General features: G+C 60.0%; 12 protein-coding genes. 10 read left to right on the top strand and 2 right to left on the bottom strand.

Annotation, left to right across the window (positions count from 1 at the left end; translation table 11 throughout):
- The first annotated feature begins 15 nt into the window (after positions 1-15).
- From ACOSV0_RS10505 to ACOSV0_RS10495, 3 genes are all read left to right on the top strand, one after another.
- On the top strand, positions 16-1,440 hold the full coding sequence (locus ACOSV0_RS10505) for an aldehyde dehydrogenase family protein (protein WP_434106107.1): 1,425 nt from the start codon (positions 16-18) through the stop codon (positions 1,438-1,440).
- Positions 1,441-1,473: 33 nt separating this feature from the next.
- On the top strand, positions 1,474-3,228 hold the full coding sequence (locus tag ACOSV0_RS10500) for a thiamine pyrophosphate-requiring protein (RefSeq protein ID WP_434106106.1): 1,755 nt from the start codon (positions 1,474-1,476) through the stop codon (positions 3,226-3,228).
- A 132-nt stretch (positions 3,229-3,360) separates the two neighbouring features.
- On the top strand, positions 3,361-4,812 hold the full coding sequence (locus tag ACOSV0_RS10495) for an aldehyde dehydrogenase family protein (protein ID WP_434106105.1): 1,452 nt from the start codon (positions 3,361-3,363) through the stop codon (positions 4,810-4,812).
- A gap of 181 nt (positions 4,813-4,993) precedes the next feature.
- Here ACOSV0_RS10495 and ACOSV0_RS10490 read toward each other — a convergent pair whose 3' ends face one another.
- Positions 4,994-5,887, bottom strand: a complete 894-nt coding sequence (locus ACOSV0_RS10490) for a LysR family transcriptional regulator (protein WP_434106103.1) — start codon at positions 5,885-5,887, stop codon at positions 4,994-4,996.
- A gap of 323 nt (positions 5,888-6,210) precedes the next feature.
- Between ACOSV0_RS10490 and ACOSV0_RS10485 the strand changes: the two genes are divergently transcribed.
- The 5 genes from ACOSV0_RS10485 to ACOSV0_RS10465 all read left to right on the top strand — a co-directional run bounded on the left by ACOSV0_RS10485 (position 6,211) and on the right by ACOSV0_RS10465 (position 11,648).
- The gene (locus ACOSV0_RS10485) at positions 6,211-7,554 is read left to right on the top strand and encodes an MFS transporter (RefSeq protein ID WP_434106101.1); all 1,344 of its coding nucleotides are present in this window, start codon (positions 6,211-6,213) and stop codon (positions 7,552-7,554) included.
- Between the two features lie 41 nt (positions 7,555-7,595).
- The gene (locus ACOSV0_RS10480) at positions 7,596-8,768 is read left to right on the top strand and encodes a serine hydrolase domain-containing protein (RefSeq protein ID WP_434106099.1); all 1,173 of its coding nucleotides are present in this window, start codon (positions 7,596-7,598) and stop codon (positions 8,766-8,768) included.
- Between the two features lie 298 nt (positions 8,769-9,066).
- A complete protein-coding gene (locus ACOSV0_RS10475) occupies positions 9,067-10,326 on the top strand; it encodes a porin (protein WP_434106098.1) in 1,260 nt (419 codons plus the stop codon).
- A 235-nt stretch (positions 10,327-10,561) separates the two neighbouring features.
- On the top strand, positions 10,562-10,924 hold the full coding sequence (locus tag ACOSV0_RS10470; protein WP_434106096.1) for a BON domain-containing protein: 363 nt from the start codon (positions 10,562-10,564) through the stop codon (positions 10,922-10,924).
- 76 nt (positions 10,925-11,000) lie between these two features.
- Positions 11,001-11,648, top strand: a complete 648-nt coding sequence (locus ACOSV0_RS10465; RefSeq protein WP_434106095.1) for a carboxymuconolactone decarboxylase family protein — start codon at positions 11,001-11,003, stop codon at positions 11,646-11,648.
- A 248-nt stretch (positions 11,649-11,896) separates the two neighbouring features.
- Here the strand turns inward: ACOSV0_RS10465 and ACOSV0_RS10460 are convergent, their stop codons facing one another.
- On the bottom strand, positions 11,897-12,919 hold the full coding sequence (locus tag ACOSV0_RS10460) for a LacI family DNA-binding transcriptional regulator (RefSeq protein ID WP_434106094.1): 1,023 nt from the start codon (positions 12,917-12,919) through the stop codon (positions 11,897-11,899).
- Positions 12,920-13,124: 205 nt separating this feature from the next.
- Here ACOSV0_RS10460 and ACOSV0_RS10455 point away from each other — a divergent pair, with 205 nt between their 5' ends.
- Together ACOSV0_RS10455 and ACOSV0_RS10450 are read left to right on the top strand one after the other, a co-directional pair.
- Positions 13,125-14,264, top strand: a complete 1,140-nt coding sequence (locus ACOSV0_RS10455) for an ABC transporter ATP-binding protein (RefSeq protein ID WP_434106093.1) — start codon at positions 13,125-13,127, stop codon at positions 14,262-14,264.
- 85 nt (positions 14,265-14,349) lie between these two features.
- Complete coding sequence (locus ACOSV0_RS10450; protein ID WP_434106092.1) at positions 14,350-15,603, top strand: ABC transporter substrate-binding protein; 1,254 nt, start codon at positions 14,350-14,352, stop codon at positions 15,601-15,603.
- Positions 15,604-15,609: the final 6 nt, after the last annotated feature.

Below are 15,609 nucleotides of genomic sequence, written 5' to 3'. Positions count from 1 at the left end.
TTGAGGACGGACGACATGGAATTCAACTGCAATTTCGTTATGACCATCGGCGGCTCGCCGGTGACGACCGACGGCCATGTGGCCGTCATCAATCCCGCCACGGAAGAGGTATTCGCCGACGCGCCGGACTGCTCGCTAGCTCAACTGGACGCGGCGGTTGGCGCAGCAGCGGATGCATTTCCCGGCTGGCGCGCGACTTCTGTCGAGCGTCGGCGCGAGATGCTTCTGGCAATGTCGCAGCAGATAGTGCAACACATCGACCCACTGACGCGTCTGCTGACCCGTGAGCAAGGGAAGACTCATTCGGATGCGGAGAGAGAGTTGCGTCGTTCGGCCTTCTGGCTCGCCGAAACTGCCAGGCTCGATTTCCCCACAACGATCGTGGAAGACACGCCCGAGCGCCGCATGGAGACTTATCGCGTTCCTATTGGAGTCGTCGGCGCTATCTTGCCGTGGAACGTGCCGATTCTGCTCGCGATGCTTAAAGTGGCGCCGGCGCTGCTTGCCGGCAACACGCTCATTGTGAAGCCGGCACCTACCACGCCCCTTACTACCTTGAAGCTCGGTGAAATGTTCAACGAGCTTCTTCCGCCGGGGGTGCTCAACGTCATTTCCGGCGCCAACGCGTTGGGTGGCTGGATGACGGAGCATCCGGGCATCGGCAAAATCAGCTTCACTGGCTCAACCCAGGTCGGCAAGCTTGTCATGCGGGGTGCGTCGTACCGGCTCAAACGTATCACGCTGGAACTGGGTGGAAACGATGCGGCCATCGTACTGCCCGACGTAGATGTAACCGCGATAGCCGAGAGCCTCTTCTGGGCTGCCTTCCGTAATTCCGGACAGGTCTGTATTGCGGCGAAGCGGATGTACGTGCATGCGGACATTTACGAACCATTCAAGGCTGCGTTGGTTGCCTACGCGAAAACGATAAGAATGGGCGATGGGGCCGAGCGAGGGGTGCAATTGGGACCGGTGCAAAATGCAGCCCAATATGGGCGGCTGCGCGTCCTGATCGCCGATGCCAGGAATAACGGTTATCGGTTCCTCACCGGAGGCGAACTGCCGGACCGGCCAGGTTATTTCGTGCCACTGACGATTCTGGATAATCCGCCCGAGGAAAGCCGGATCGTTCAGGAGGAACAGTTCGGGCCGATTCTTCCGCTTCTCAAATACGACGACATCGACGACGTGGTGGCTCGGACTAATGCGAGCGAGTTCGGATTGGCCGCGTCGATCTGGACTAGCGATCCAGAGTACGGCGCCGAGATTGCACGTCGGCTCGATACGGGAACCGTCTGGATCAATGAGTTTGCCTACCTGTCGCCGCATGCCGCCTTCGGCGGACATAAACAGTCTGGCTTCGGAACGGAAGGTGGCCTCGAAGGGCTGCGCGAGTTTACGTATCCGCAGACGATTTCCGTACGTCATACCGGCATGTAACCCGCAAACTTCTGACGATACAAGGTGTGAGCAATGACCGAAACAATGATGACTGACGCAACAATAAGCGCGGCGACGACGACCGAAGTCGTGCCCGCAATGGGCGGTGACGTGCTGCTGCGCCTGCTTGGCGAGCAGCACGTCGAATATCTGTTCGCAAATGCGGGAACGGACTTCCCGTCATTGATCGAGGCGCTCGCAACGCTTGAGCCCGCACGCCGGCTGCCGCGCGTCCTGACGATTCCCCATGAAAATCTGGCCGTGTCGATGGCGCATGGTCACACGATGGTATCGGGGCGGCCGCAGGCGGTCATGTTGCATGTGAACGTCGGTCTCGCAAACGGACTTAACGGCCTGTTCAACGCAGGGCGAGCCAATATTCCCATGCTGCTGATGTCGGGACGTACTCCGTTGACTGAGGGGGGCATGGCAGGCAGTCGTTCGCGTCACATCCATTGGGCCCAGGAAATGTTCGATCAGACTGGTCTCGCGCGCGAAGGTACCAAATGGTCCTTCGAGGTGACCTCGGCGCTGCAACTGGAGACGGCGGTGATGCGGGGTCTGGCCATTGCCGCTAGCGAGCCGGCCGGACCGGTTTACCTGTCACTGCCGCGTGAGCCGCTGGCGGCTCCGGCGCCGACCACGCCGGGTGGTCGGCGTTTGCCGCCAACGGCGCCACCGTCCTGTAATGCGCACGCTTTGAAGCAGGTTGCTCAGTGGCTGGCGGCGGCCGAGCGTCCATTGATCATTGCTTCCGGCATCGGCCGTACGCTCGCCGAGGTGGAGGCACTTGCCCTGCTGGCGGAGCAGGCTGCGATTCCTGTCGTCACGCCCCAGCCGCGTTATGTCTGTTTGCCGTATGACCACCCCATGCATTTAGGGTACGAAGCACGCAGCGCTCTCGCCGACGCCGATCTGGTACTGGTGGTCGAATGCGATGTACCGTGGATTCTCGAGCTGGAGGGACCGCCGGCTACGGCACGGGTGGTCCAGCTCGGCTTCGACCCGCTCTTTGTCAACTATCCGTTGCGCGGTTTTCCGATTGACCTTGCTCTCTCCGGAGATCCGGCGGCCGCGCTTCGCCAACTCGCGGAGCTGTTGGACGGCGGCGAAGGTTGCGCTCCAATCTCCGCCGAGCGCCTGGCTCGGCGGCGCAGCGAGACAGCGGCAGTGCGCTCGAAGATGCTGACGGCGGGGAAAGCCAGAGCGCTGGTGCGAGGCGAGCCGGGCGGCTTGTCGCCGGCGTGGGTCGGCCAGCGTATCGATGCGTTGCGGCCGATCGATTCCATCATTGTCAACGAGATGGGCGGGTCGCCCGCCGACCTGACTCTCGATCGTCCAGGTTCCTACTTTGGCGGCAGTCCGGCCGGAGGACTTGGTTGGGGATTGGGAGCGGCCTTGGGGGCCAAATTGGCGTGCCCCGAGAGGATGGTTATCTGTCTCGTCGGCGACGGCTCCTATATGTTCGGCAATCCTACGCCTGCTCATTGGGCTTCGCGGGCTCACAATGTGCCAGTTCTATTCGTGATCCTTAACAATAGTGGGTGGTCTGCGGTTCGCCGGGCTACCGTTGCCATGTATCCGAAAGGGGCTGCGGCAGCGGTGGAACGGCCGCCGTTGACTGACCTTAGTCCCTCCCCGGCATTCGAACAGGTGGTCGAAGCTTGTGGCGGTCACGGCGAACGAGTCGACCATCCGGACGAGTTGGAACCGGCCCTGAGGCGCTGCATGCAAATAGTCGCAGGGGGGCGGCAGGCGCTGATCAACGTGACATGTCGCATGGAGTGAACATCTGGCAGAACGCGGCATTCCTGTTGATGATTGAAACGGCTGCAAAGTAGCTGCGCCTGGTGGCGCGTTGCGTGCGCACATATCTGATTGCGTTAACCACGAAACGATTTGAAGCGAAGGCATGAGGACATGACTACATTGGGACAAAAAAGAATGCTAATCGGCGGTGAACTGGTCGAGAGCGAAAGTGGCCGATGGGATGACAGCATTAACCCCGCGAGCGAAATTGTCATCGGCCAGTCTCCGGCGGGAACGGCTGGCGATGTGGAGCGAGCTGTAGCTGCGGCGCAGGTGGCGTGGCCGGTCTGGGCGGCGGCGGGGCCGGGTGCACGCGCCGGGGTGCTTCGTGCGCTTGCCGCAAAACTGGCTGAAAGGGCTGACGATCTGATCAAGGCCGAGGTGATGGACAGCGGCAATACCGTCACGTCGACGCGAGGCGATATCAGGCTGTCGATTGATGCGCTTCACTATTTTGCCGGTGCGGCGTTCGAACTCAAGGGCCAGACGCTTCCGGATGCAGCTGGGATGCTTCACTACACGCTGCGCGAACCGTACGGGATCGTAGCCCGGATCGTGGCGTTCAACCACCCGTTGATGTTTTCCATTGCCCGCACTGCCGGTGCGCTTGCTGCGGGGAATGCAGTGATCGTTAAGCCGCCGGAGACCTGCCCCCTTTCGGTCCTGCTGCTCGGTGAAATCATCCGCGAGGTGGTGCCTGCCGGCGTCTTCAACATCGTGACCGGTACGGGTGCGGAGGTGGGCGACGCGCTAGTTCGGCATCCGTCGATCAAGCGTATTGCTTTCATCGGTTCCGTTGCCACAGGCCGCAGGATTCAGATGTCTGCCGCGCAGTCGGGTGTTAAGCACGTTACACTGGAACTCGGGGGGAAAAACCCCATGATCGTGTTTCCCGATTGCGATGTGGCCAAGGCCGCGGTTGCCGCGGTTCGCGGCGCGAGTTTTCACTGGCAGGGGCAATCTTGCGGCTCGACCAGCCGGGTGATGGTCCACGATTCGATCTACGACGAGATGGTGGAGCGCATGCTCGAAGATGTGTCTCGAATTCGTCTGGGCGATCCACTCGACCCGAAGACTGTGATGGGACCTATCAATTCGTTGAGCCATCTTGCAAAGCTTAACGACTACGTCGAGGCGGCACAACGCGAGGGAGCCGAACTGCTCGCCGGCGGATATCGGCCGCGGGGCGCCGCATTCGAACGCGGGTTCTGGCTGGAACCAACCGTTTTTGGAGGGGTGACCCAGGACATGCGGCTGGCCAGGGAAGAAACTTTTGGTCCGATCGTGTCGCTGATGCGCTGGCGCGATGCCGAAGAAGCAGTAAGAATCGCCAATGATTCGCAGTACGGCCTTGCCGCTTCGATATGGACCAGCGATCTCAATGCTGCCTTGCGTATGAGCCAACGCGTGGAGGCCGGATATGTCTGGGTCAATACGGTGAGTGGACATTATCAAGGCGTTCCGTTCGGGGGACAGAAAGCCAGCGGCGTTGGCAGGGAAGAGGGCCTTGAAGAGGTCTTCAGCTACACAGAGGAAAAGAGTATCAATATCGCGCTGGGATGAGGAGTCCCGTAGGGAGGCTATAAGCCTCAGCATTGTGAGCGCCGGGTCGGGGCCGCTGCGTGCGTGCGCCGGCTCTGCGTCGCAAAGCGGTGGTGCGAATGCAGATCACGCAGCGCATTACTTGCGATCTTAGGTCACGCTGCCAGCCACATGACAGCGCCCCTTTCCATTTTTGCCGAGATCAACTGTTCCAGCCTTCGGAGCGTCGCACCATTTCGATGAGGCGGTCAACTTCCAGTATGTCGGTCTTCGGATTGCGCACATAGCTGAGTACCAGATGCATGGGCGGCGCGTTCACGTCGAGTTCGACGACGGTACCGGCGGCGATGTCTTTCTGGACGCTGCGGCGAAACGAACAGGCGATGCCCATTCCGGCGATGACCATATCGCGGATCAGGCTCATTTCCTGCGCCTGGGAGGCCACGATCGGCTCCGTCAGACCAATTGCGCGCAGCATATTAGCGATGGTGCGGCCGAAATAGGAACCTTCGTAGGCGACGATGAAGGGATGGCGCGACAGTGTCTCGATAGAAATATCCGTCTTGTTGGCCAAGGGGTGACCGGGCGCGACGATGAACGCGAGCCGGTAGCTTCCAATGGGCTCGCTGTGCAGACTTGGGATGTCGCCGTCGCTAAGCATGAACCCAAGATCCACCCGTCCGTGCGAAATCAGCGAATGCACCTCTTCGAACGTACCGGTACGCGCGACCAGTTCAATCTGCGGAAAGGCAGCGGAGAATGATTCGAGCGGCTTGGAGAGCAGAAAACTGGCGACAAAGCGTTGCGCGGCAAAACGGAACTTGCGTCTGTTTTGCCCGAGATTCGCGGAAATCGCGTTGGTGCGTTCCAGTGTATCCAACGCATAGCTATAAAATGCTCGTCCTGCCGGAGTCAGTTGTGCAGACATGCCGGGCTGACGTTCAAAGAGGGGGCCACCCACCTTGGCTTCCAGTTCGCGCATATGAACGCTTACCGAGGGCTGCGTGATATCGAGCGTAGCTGCCGCTGCACCGAACCCACCCGAATCTACTACCGCCACGAATACCTGTAGCCCGCGCAATGTCACCGGTAGCATTGTTTTTGCCTCACTTCATGTCTCTGACAGCATTATCCTCGCGTCACTTCGGAAGTACCCATAGTGATCAGGTTATGAACCCATAGGTCAATGGTCGATTGCTACAACGTCGCGCGCTCCGCTAACTTGTCCATATAGAAGAGGAGCGGATTTGATTACGATTGAACTGGCACAGCGGCTTTTCGCGCGAGCCGCCAGTCTGAGTTCATGGTCGGTGAGCGACGGTGGTTTTTCGGTTTGATCAGGTACGCATCTTCGTGAGACGAAAGTGATGACCGATTGAGTCCGGCGTCTGAAGCACAAAAAAAATGATGGAGGATGACATGAGTGGAGCGACGGACCTGAACGTCGACGAATTTATCGGCAGCCAGCCGCTGCGCTGGCTGCACGTACTGATCGTGGCCCTGCTGATCGCGACGATGGTGATCGACGGCTACGACATCTTCATGGTCGGCTTTATCCTCCCCGCGCTCGCGCACGGACTCAAGGTCCATCCTGCCGCATTGACCCAGGTACTCGTCATCCAGCAATTGGCATTGCTGATCGGAACGATGGTGGTGGGGCCGGTGATCGACCGCTTCGGACGCCGTCGTGTGCTGCTGATCGCGATGTCCGTGTTCGCGGTGCTGACGATCGCCACCTCGCAGATCCGTACGCTGGTGCAACTCGATGCGATGCGCTTTGCCGCCGCGTTCTTCTTCAGCGCGGTGATTCCCGCGACCCTCACGCTGGCGGCCGAGTTTGCACCGCGCCGGTATCGCGCCGCTGCGGTCTCGGTGGTGTTTTGCGGCTACACGGGCGGCAACCTGATCGGCGCGAGCGTGCAGGCCTGGATCCTGCCGCTGGGCTGGCAGGCGGCGTTCTGGGTTGGCGGGCTGTTGCCGCTGGTGCTGCTGGTCGGCCTGTGGCGGTGGCTGCCGGAGTCGGTGCAGTATCGCGCGCTGCGTAATCCGGCGGACCCGTCGATCGGGGAGACGCTGTGTCGGCTCGACCCGTCGCAGGCTTTCGCTGCCGGCCAGCGTTATATCGTGCGGCAGCGCGAGCGGCAGGCCCGGCTCTCACTCGGCGCGCTGTTCCGTGACGGCCGCGCGGCCACTACCTTGCTGCTGTGGCTGGCGTACCTCGCCACGGGCATCTTCACCTACATCAACAACTCCTGGACAACGACACTGCTGCATGTCGCGCGGCAGATGCCGATGTCGCAGATCGCCGGCCTGATGGCTATGAGCGCGGTCGCCGGCATAGTCGGCACGGCGAGCAGCGGTTTCGTCATGGACCGCTTCGGCGCTGCCCGGGTTCTGCCGGCCTATATGGCGGGAGCTGCTGCCGCGATCGCGGTGATTGCAACCATGGATCTGGATTCTGTCTGGACGCCGCTGGCCTTTGCGGCGCTCGGATTTCTCTACAACAGCGGGTGGGGCGCACTGAACGCGCTGTGCTCGGTCATTTCGCCGCCAGAGATGCGGGCCACCGGCGTCGCCTGGTCACATGGCGCGGCCAAGGTCGGCGGAATGATTGGCCCAGCTATCGGCGGCGGCTTGATCGCCGCGCAATGGGATCTCACGCCGATACTTCTGATCGCCGGGGGGTTCGAATTTGTCGCCGCAGCAGCGGTGTTGGGGCTCCTCATGCTGCGCAGGGCGCATCCCGTACCCGCGACAATCTGAGCGTCAGTGAACGCAACCCGAGCCACCGAGGAGACATACCGATGAAGCCGTTCAGCAGAGAGGTGTCGCACGATGGCCGGATCTATCCGATCACGGGCTTCGTCGATCCACACTTCGCAGCGGTGGCGGAAGCCTTTGCGGCCAACTTTGCTGCTGGTGAAGAAGTGGGTGCCGCGGTGGCTGTCACCGTCGAAGGACGCCCGGTCGTCGATTTGTGGGGAGGCTACACAAACGCGACATTCGACCATCCGTGGCAGGAAGACACCATCGTCAATATGATGTCGGTCGCCAAGGGCGTGGCGGCACTATGCATTCACATGCTTGCTGACCGCCATCTGCTGGACGTTGCTGCGCCAGTCGCAACGTACTGGCCAGAGTTCGCTGCAGCCGGCAAAGAGGCATTGCCGTTGCGCTTCGTACTGGATCATCGCGCAGGCCTGCCATATCTGACCGGGAAGCTGCCGCGCGGCTCCGCCTATGAGGCTCATGCCATCGCCGATGCGCTGGCACGTCAGGCGCCTGTGGCGCCGCCGGGAACCGATCCGCAATACCACGTAATGACGCAAGGATACATTCTGGGCGAGATCGTTCGCCGGGTCTCCGGCAAGACACTAGGAAGCTTTCTGCGTGAGGAGATCGCGGTGCCGCTCGGCCTCGACTACGCTATCGGTCTGTCTGAGACCGATCAGCTGCGCTGCGCGAATTTCCTGCTGGCTTCGGACAATCGGTTGCTTGCCGCAATCCGCGCGCCTGACACACCGGAGAGCATTTTCTGGGCCCAATTGTCCGCCACTGAAGACTTCAATTCGCATGCATGGCGTAGCGCTGAAATACCCTCGGCCAACGGCCACGGGAATCCCCGTGCGATTGCACGGCTTTATGGGGCGCTCGCCTGCGGGGGCGAGGTGGACGGCGTACGGTTGATCGGTGACGATGCGCTGGCGCGTATGACCGCGGAACAGCACCATTTGCCCGAGCGCCTGGTTGGCCGCCACTATCATCAGGCACTTGGCGTGGTGCTGAATTCGCCGCCGGTGTCCTACATGGGACCCAATCCACTTTCGTTTGGCCATCAAGGCGCGGGCGGTGCACATGGCTTCGCCGATCCTGGCGTGAAGCTCGGCTTCTCGTATGCGCCTAACCAGTTCAAAAGCAATCCTGCGATTCCTACGCGTCACCGGCTGATCGACGCGACCTTCGCTGCGCTCGGCTGATCGTATGTTACCCGAGCAAAGAGTCAGACCAGCAAGGACATCCGCAAACTGTTTTCCCGAACATGCGTTCGGACGGAATTCGGTTCGACTGCTGCAAGGCGTGCCATGGCGACCGGCTGCATTAGTGGGGACGTTGTGGGGTTCAGGTGGAATTCGTCATGTGACTAGCTGCGGCTCAGGAGTGGCCGACGGCTGGAAATCAAAAATCGATTCCGCTTCAAAGGAGGTGTAGGAAGCCGTTCGCTGGTTAGATTGGTACCTTAAAATTAAATGAAGTCATTGGTTAGGAGACCGTTATATGAAAAAGTCGATTTTCGCTCTTGCAGTCATGAGTGCGTTTTCAGGCGCTGTCCACGCGCAAAGCAGCGTCACGCTGTACGGCGTAATTGACGAGGGGTTGGTGTACCAGTCCAATGCCAAGACCGGGGGGGCCAACACCGCCGCCAACCCGAATACTGGTGGAAAGCGGTTCTATCTGGATTCGATCGCCGGCCTCTATGGCAGCCGTTGGGGCCTGAAAGGCTCGGAAGACCTCGGCGGCGGTCTGGCAGCGGTGTTCCTGCTGGAAAACGGGTTCAACGTCAACAATGGCGCTTTGGGGCAAAACGGTCTCGAGTTCGGCCGACAGGCCTATGTCGGTGTGAGCAGCGACTACGGTACGGTTACCTTGGGCCGTCAGTACGACACCTTGTTTGATTTTATCGGACCGTTGATTTTCGCTGATCAGATCGGTACGGGTGCTTCGACCTTGCCGGGCGACGTCGACAATACCCAAAACGCTCAACGCATCAACAATTCGATCAAGTATAAAAGCCCGAACTTTAAAGGCCTGACCGCTAACGCCATGTACAGTTTTGGTGGCGTACCGGGTTCGTTTGCCCGCAACCAGGTCTATTCGTTGGGCGTCAGCTACGCAAACGGTCCGGTCAGACTGGCCGCTGCACTCGATCATGCCAATCAGCCGAACACCTCGTTCTTCAGCAATAGCGCGCTCAGCTCGGGCGCGCTCGCCGCAGGCGGGCAAAGCATCAGCGCCAGCAACAACCCGGTGTATGGCGGCTACATCAATGCAAACTCGTATCAATCTCTTGCAGCCGGCGGTTCGTACGCAATCGGTCCAGTGAAAATCGGTGTCGTCTATTCGAACGTGAAGTTCCAGAACCTGCAAAGCGGCTTGTCGGGACTGCCGACTTCGACGACCGGTCCGCAAGGAACAGCGGTGTTCAATTCGGTTGAATTGAACCTCATATGGCGGCTTACGCCAGCCTTGCAAGTGGGCGGCGCGTACTCGTATATGCATGGGAGCAACGTCAGGTTCGGCAGCGTTCTTGCGCCCACCAGAACTCACGATACGGGCGGCGCGAACTATAACGAGGTCTCGCTGGCAGCCGACTACTTCTTGTCTGTGCGAACCGATGTCTATATTGCGGCCGTCTACCAGACCGCTAGCGGCGTCGATTCAACCGGCACCAGGGCAACCGCGCTGATCTATGCGGCGACGGCATCGCCGAACAATCACGATGCCTTGGTTCGTCTCGGCTTGCGTCACAGGTTCTAGGCAATATCAACAGCGTTCTTGAGAAGGGCATTCGAGTCTGGCAGTCGATTGCCGCGGCGTTATGCCCATCGCCAACATCTGTATGAAAGACGTGGCGCGTTTGATGAACGTCGAATCGCAGTAGCCAATAGCTGCACGAGCGAAAAGTTTCGGTCGCGCTTTCTGTGTAACGCTTTACTCGGTGCGGAGAGCGCCAACCGGATCAAGGCATATTTGAGATTTCAGGAGAAACACTATGAAAAGAATTCACCATTTCGGAGTTGCAATTTTCATGACAATCGTAATGGGGCCTTGCGCAGTCTTTGCACAGGGCAGCGCGGGCATGGTGGCGCAAGCGTCACCTTCGCTGGGTCTCGCTCCGACTGCAAAGGAAATAAGAAAGGCGAACCATCAATTGGAGAACAAGATTCGTTCTGCACTTGATAAGGCAAAGATTAGTCCTGTCAACCTGGCTGTTATAGCGAAGAGCGGGGCAGTGACCTTGCTGGGCGAGGTGGCGTCGGCTACAGAAGTGACTCGCGCCGGTGACGTGGCAAGGAGCGTTGCGGGCGTCTCGTCAGTCAACAACAAGCTCAGCGTGTCGAATGAATACAGGTAGAAGACCGGCGCGGAAGCTGCGGTTTCCCGCCACTCGTATGCTTGACCACGTGCAGACATGAGGGGCGGAGGAGGTCATGTTTAAACGGGTTCTCGCGGCTGCACTGATGGCCGTTCTGTGGGGCACTGTCGGCGTGGATTTCGTCACCGCGACAGATCAACTGGTTTCGCGGATTCCGCTCGTCAGCGACGACACTAGCGACCTCATGGTGCAGAAGTCCTTTTCTGATGTGAGGGCGAAGGGGAGTCAACCACTCAATCTTCACCGGACCATGGCCAATGCACCGAAAATGATGCTGGCTGCCGGCGTGATGGCACACGCAATTCGCTTCGATGTGACCGTGCCGCGGGTCTATAGCGAGCTGGCGATCATTCGCAGTGCCCAGCTGAATGGCGGGCACTACGAAGAGATGCAGCACCGGCCAATGGCGATGAGTTGTGGGCTGCGCCGTGATCAGGTCGACGCGATCGCTGACTGGCGCAAGAGCAACTTGTTCAACGCCCGGCAGCGTGCCGTCCTTGATTGGTCGGAGGGCTTGTTCCGCCAGAATGGCCCATCCGACACGCAGTTTGCCGCACTGAAGAAGCAGTTTTCCGATCAGGAAATCGTCGAATTGACGATGACGGCGACCACATACGCTGGGACCGCGATGTTTACGCGGGCGATGCACACGCCGCTCGAGCCGAATGCAGGCAACCCGAACGATGCCTACGGTAACTGCTGAGTATTCATCCTGCTCTGGTGGAGGAAGCTACGGCCGGATCACCTGCTCAATCAATCCAGGCTAAGCGTGCCTGCGGCGCCGGAACTCAATCAGTGAGAAACACTTGACGCGAGCCCACCTTCGCGCGGTTGCCAGCCCTCCTGTGTCGGTTGGGGGATTCTTGCTGTGCGTCTCTGCGTGGCTATGTTCTTTGCAACGCGGAAGCATTCTGTGGCGGGGTTGGTGGTCGGTGCGATAAAAGACTGAGCTCACCTCGATTCTGTTCGCCGCGGACCCGTCGAAGCGCGCACGATAAGCTCAGGCGGCGGAGCAATCACCATCGAGGGCTGTTGCGCAGGCGCTCGGATGAGGCGGATGAGTCTGTCGACAGACAATTCGGCAACGGCTGCCGTCTGGATCGCAACCGTCGTCAGCGCCGGGTGCACCTGGTGCGCCAGTTGAATGTCCGTAATGCCGATGACCGACACATCGTTCGGCACGGCGCGGCCAAGCGTGATCAACGCCTGTGCCGCACCGATCGCGAGCAGGTCGTTGGTCGCGAAAATCGCCGTGAGGTGAGGGCGGCTCGCCATCAACTGCATGCAGGCGGCGTAGCCGGCGTCGATCGAGTCGCGGATCTGCAGCACCGCGGCAGCGTCTGTTTCGATTCCGGCCTCGTGCACCACCGCGCGAAATCCATTGGAGCGCGCATCCTGCAAGCCGCCGCACCCGTCGCCGATCAGAAGACCGATCTCGCGGTGACCCAGTTCGAGCAGATGCTGTGCGGCAAGCGCGCCCGCATGCGCAAAATCCACGGCGATGCAGGGCAGCGCGGGCGGCGCCTCAGGGTGTTCCCACATCGCCAGCAAGATCGGCGCGCTGTGCGTAGCCGACGCGCACAATTCGTTGAACTTGGTGTCCGTGTTCATCACGAGGACACCGTCCGCGAGTGTGCCGGCGATCTGGTTCAGATACGCACGGCCGACCTCCGCATCGTCGTCAGTATTGCAAACCATCAGGAAGTATCCCGCTTTGCGTGCCGCCCGCTCGGCGGCCAGCACGAACTCGGGGTAGAACGGGTTCGAGATGTTCGACAACATCAGGGCCAAGGTCGACGAGCGGCCCTCCGCCAACGCGCGGGCGTTCAGATTGGGGCGGTAGCCGAGATCGGCGATCGCCTTGAGCACGCGTTCGGCCGTTTCCGGGCGGACCTTCTCGCGGTTGCGCAGGACGTTGGAAACGGTGGCGGCAGTGACGTGCGCGCGCTTTGCTACTTCGGACAGGGTGACCATTTTGTGTTTATCCCATATTCAGGGAGTGCAATTCAAATGTTGCAAGCAACCGGCGACGTTGATAAGTTTCTGGAAAACACACAGGAGACACCCACCATGACTTTTTCCTTCGAGTTCGAATTTAAGCGATTAAATGCCTGCTGCACAAGAGCTGGCCGTTTATTTTTCATAGAAATTTAAGCGGTTAAATCCAGGAGGCGGCAGCATGGCAACGATTCGTCTTACGGATGTACAGAAGTCGTACGGTGATCATCCGCCGGTGATCCGGCGTGTGAATCTCGAGATTGCGCAGCACGAGTTCTGCGTTTTTCTGGGGCCTTCGGGTTGTGGCAAGTCGACCCTGCTGAGAATGATCGCCGGTCTCGAGGACCTGAGTGAGGGCGAACTGCATATCGGCGGCCGTCTCGTGAACGATGTGCCCGCCGCCGGGCGCGGCGTGGCGATGGTGTTCCAGAGCTACGCGCTATTCCCGCACATGACCGTGTTCGACAACATGGCGTTCGGCCTGAAACTCGCGAAGCAACCTAGGGACGTCATCGAGCGGAAGGTGCGCGAAGCCGCGCGCATTCTGCAACTGGACGCCTTCCTCGATCGTTATCCGAAAGCGCTCTCGGGCGGGCAGCGGCAGCGCGTGGCGATCGGCCGTGCGATCGTGCGCGAACCCGGTGTGTTCCTGTTCGATGAACCGCTGTCGAATCTCGACGCCGCGCTGCGCGGCCAGACGCGCGTCGAAATCGCCCGCCTGCATCAACGCTTCGCGAACGCTAGCGTGGTCTATGTGACCCACGATCAGGTCGAAGCGATGACGCTTGCCGACAGAATCGTGCTGCTGCACGCAGGCGCCGACGCGGAGCGCTTCGGCAGCATCGCGCAGACCGGTGCGCCGCTGGAGTTGTATCACCATCCGAAGTCGCGCTTCGTGGCGGGTTTCATCGGTTCGCCGCGCATGAATTTCATCGACGCGGTGGTCGATTCGATTGAGGTGGGCAAGGTGGTCGTCACGCTGACCAGGAGCGGCGAGCGGTTGACGGCGAATGTCGACGGCCAGCGTCTTCAACGCGGTCAGCCTGTGACGCTCGGCGTGCGCCCGGAACATCTGCGGCTCACGGGAGACGACCAGTTCATTCAGTGCGTCACGGTGCTATCGGAACGGCTCGGCGAGCACAGCTACATCCACGCGGATCACGAGGCCGGCACGTTGATCGCCAAGGCCGCGGGCGATACGCCGATCGGGTCGGGCGAGCGCATCTGCATTCACGTTCCGCCCTCGGCGTGTCATCTGTTCGATGCCGACGGTATCGCGCTGCGGCGCAACATGTCCGAGCCTGAGCGAATCGCCGCTTGAGAAAATTCAAACTCCGCCATAGAGCGGTTTTCATCGCCTGACAGCAACCCGCTGTCAGCCAACAAGGTAGTCAAGGAGACAAAAGATGATTGCTTATCGCCTTCGCCGTCTGACCCACATGTCAACCGTCGCTGTTTTGGTTGCCGCCGCACTTTCATGCGCTGCGGCCGATGCCGCCACGCTCACGGTCAATGTATCGTCACGCGGAAATCAGCGTGCGACCTGGCAGGACGCTTTCGACAAGTTCAAGAAAGCCAACCCTGACGTTGACCTCAAGGTGACCTACATCGCCGATGATGCTTATAAGGTGCAGATCGGCGGTTGGCTTGCCACCGATCCGCCCGATGTCGTTTCCTGGAACGCCGGCGAGCGCATGGCGTATTACGCGCAACGCGGACTGCTCGAAGACCTGTCGTCCGACTGGAGCAAGAACGGCTGGTCGCAGCAGTATGCGTCGGTGAAAGAAGCCTCGACGTATAAGGGTAAGCAGTACGCCGCGCCGCTCGGTTACGACGCGTACGGCTTCTTCTATCGCAAGGACCTGTTCGAGAAGGCCGGCATCAAGGGCGAACCGAAAACGTGGGATGAATTCCTCGACGCCTGCAAGAAGCTGAAGGCAAGTGGGGTCGCGCCGATCGCCGTCGGCGCACGCGATAGCTGGACGCTTGCCGCGTGGTTCGACTATCTCGACCTGCGTATCAACGGCTACGCGTTCCACCAGCAGTTGATGTCTGGCGAAGTTCCCTACACCGATGCACGCGTTAAAAAAGTCTACACCGCGTGGAAAACGCTGATTGACAATCATTATTTCATCGATAACGCGCTGTCCTACGATCTTGATGCGATCACACCGATTCTTGTGAATGGCAAGGCGTCGATGATGCTGATGGGCACATTCTTTTCGGCGATCATTCCGGCCTCCATCAGGCCTGAAACTGGCTACTTCCGTTTCCCGGTGATCGATGCCAACGTGCCGATGGCGGAAGACGGTCCGGTGAATGTGCTGTTGATTCCGGCGAAAGCGAAGAACAAAGGCGACGCGCACAGGCTGCTGGCGTTTATGGAGCAGCCGCAGATCAACGCGGATCTTGCGAAGGGCTGGGGCCAGTTGTCCTCCAACAGCCAGTCGGCCGAACCTGATGATTCGATTGCGAAGATCGGATTCCAGACGCTTGCGAACACCAAAGGCGGTATCGCGCAGTTCTACGATCGCGACATGACGAAGGAAATGGCCGACGAAGGGATGAAGGCGATGCAGCAATTTTATAACGATCCATCGCAGGTCGATGCGGTGCTCGCGCGCCTCGAAGCGACACGCCAACGCATCTATAAGAAGTAAGCCGCG

The organism is Paraburkholderia caffeinilytica, from assembly GCF_051027425.1.
In the GTDB taxonomy this organism is placed as follows: domain Bacteria; phylum Pseudomonadota; class Gammaproteobacteria; order Burkholderiales; family Burkholderiaceae; genus Paraburkholderia; species Paraburkholderia caffeinilytica_A.
This window is presented reverse-complemented; position numbering and strand designations above follow the sequence as displayed.

Bases quoted from the DNA above. Each gene is read 5' to 3' on its own strand.
- ACOSV0_RS10505 (WP_434106107.1), top strand. From the start codon at position 16: ATGGAATTCAACTGCAATTTCGTTATGACCATCGGCGGCTCGCCGGTG.
- ACOSV0_RS10500 (WP_434106106.1), top strand. From the start codon at position 1,474: ATGACCGAAACAATGATGACTGACGCAACAATAAGCGCGGCGACGACG.
- ACOSV0_RS10495 (WP_434106105.1), top strand. From the start codon at position 3,361: ATGACTACATTGGGACAAAAAAGAATGCTAATCGGCGGTGAACTGGTC.
- ACOSV0_RS10490 (WP_434106103.1), bottom strand. From the start codon at position 5,887: ATGCTACCGGTGACATTGCGCGGGCTACAGGTATTCGTGGCGGTAGTA.
- ACOSV0_RS10485 (WP_434106101.1), top strand. From the start codon at position 6,211: ATGAGTGGAGCGACGGACCTGAACGTCGACGAATTTATCGGCAGCCAG.
- ACOSV0_RS10480 (WP_434106099.1), top strand. From the start codon at position 7,596: ATGAAGCCGTTCAGCAGAGAGGTGTCGCACGATGGCCGGATCTATCCG.
- ACOSV0_RS10475 (WP_434106098.1), top strand. From the start codon at position 9,067: ATGAAAAAGTCGATTTTCGCTCTTGCAGTCATGAGTGCGTTTTCAGGC.
- ACOSV0_RS10470 (WP_434106096.1), top strand. From the start codon at position 10,562: ATGAAAAGAATTCACCATTTCGGAGTTGCAATTTTCATGACAATCGTA.
- ACOSV0_RS10465 (WP_434106095.1), top strand. From the start codon at position 11,001: ATGTTTAAACGGGTTCTCGCGGCTGCACTGATGGCCGTTCTGTGGGGC.
- ACOSV0_RS10460 (WP_434106094.1), bottom strand. From the start codon at position 12,919: ATGGTCACCCTGTCCGAAGTAGCAAAGCGCGCGCACGTCACTGCCGCC.
- ACOSV0_RS10455 (WP_434106093.1), top strand. From the start codon at position 13,125: ATGGCAACGATTCGTCTTACGGATGTACAGAAGTCGTACGGTGATCAT.
- ACOSV0_RS10450 (WP_434106092.1), top strand. From the start codon at position 14,350: ATGATTGCTTATCGCCTTCGCCGTCTGACCCACATGTCAACCGTCGCT.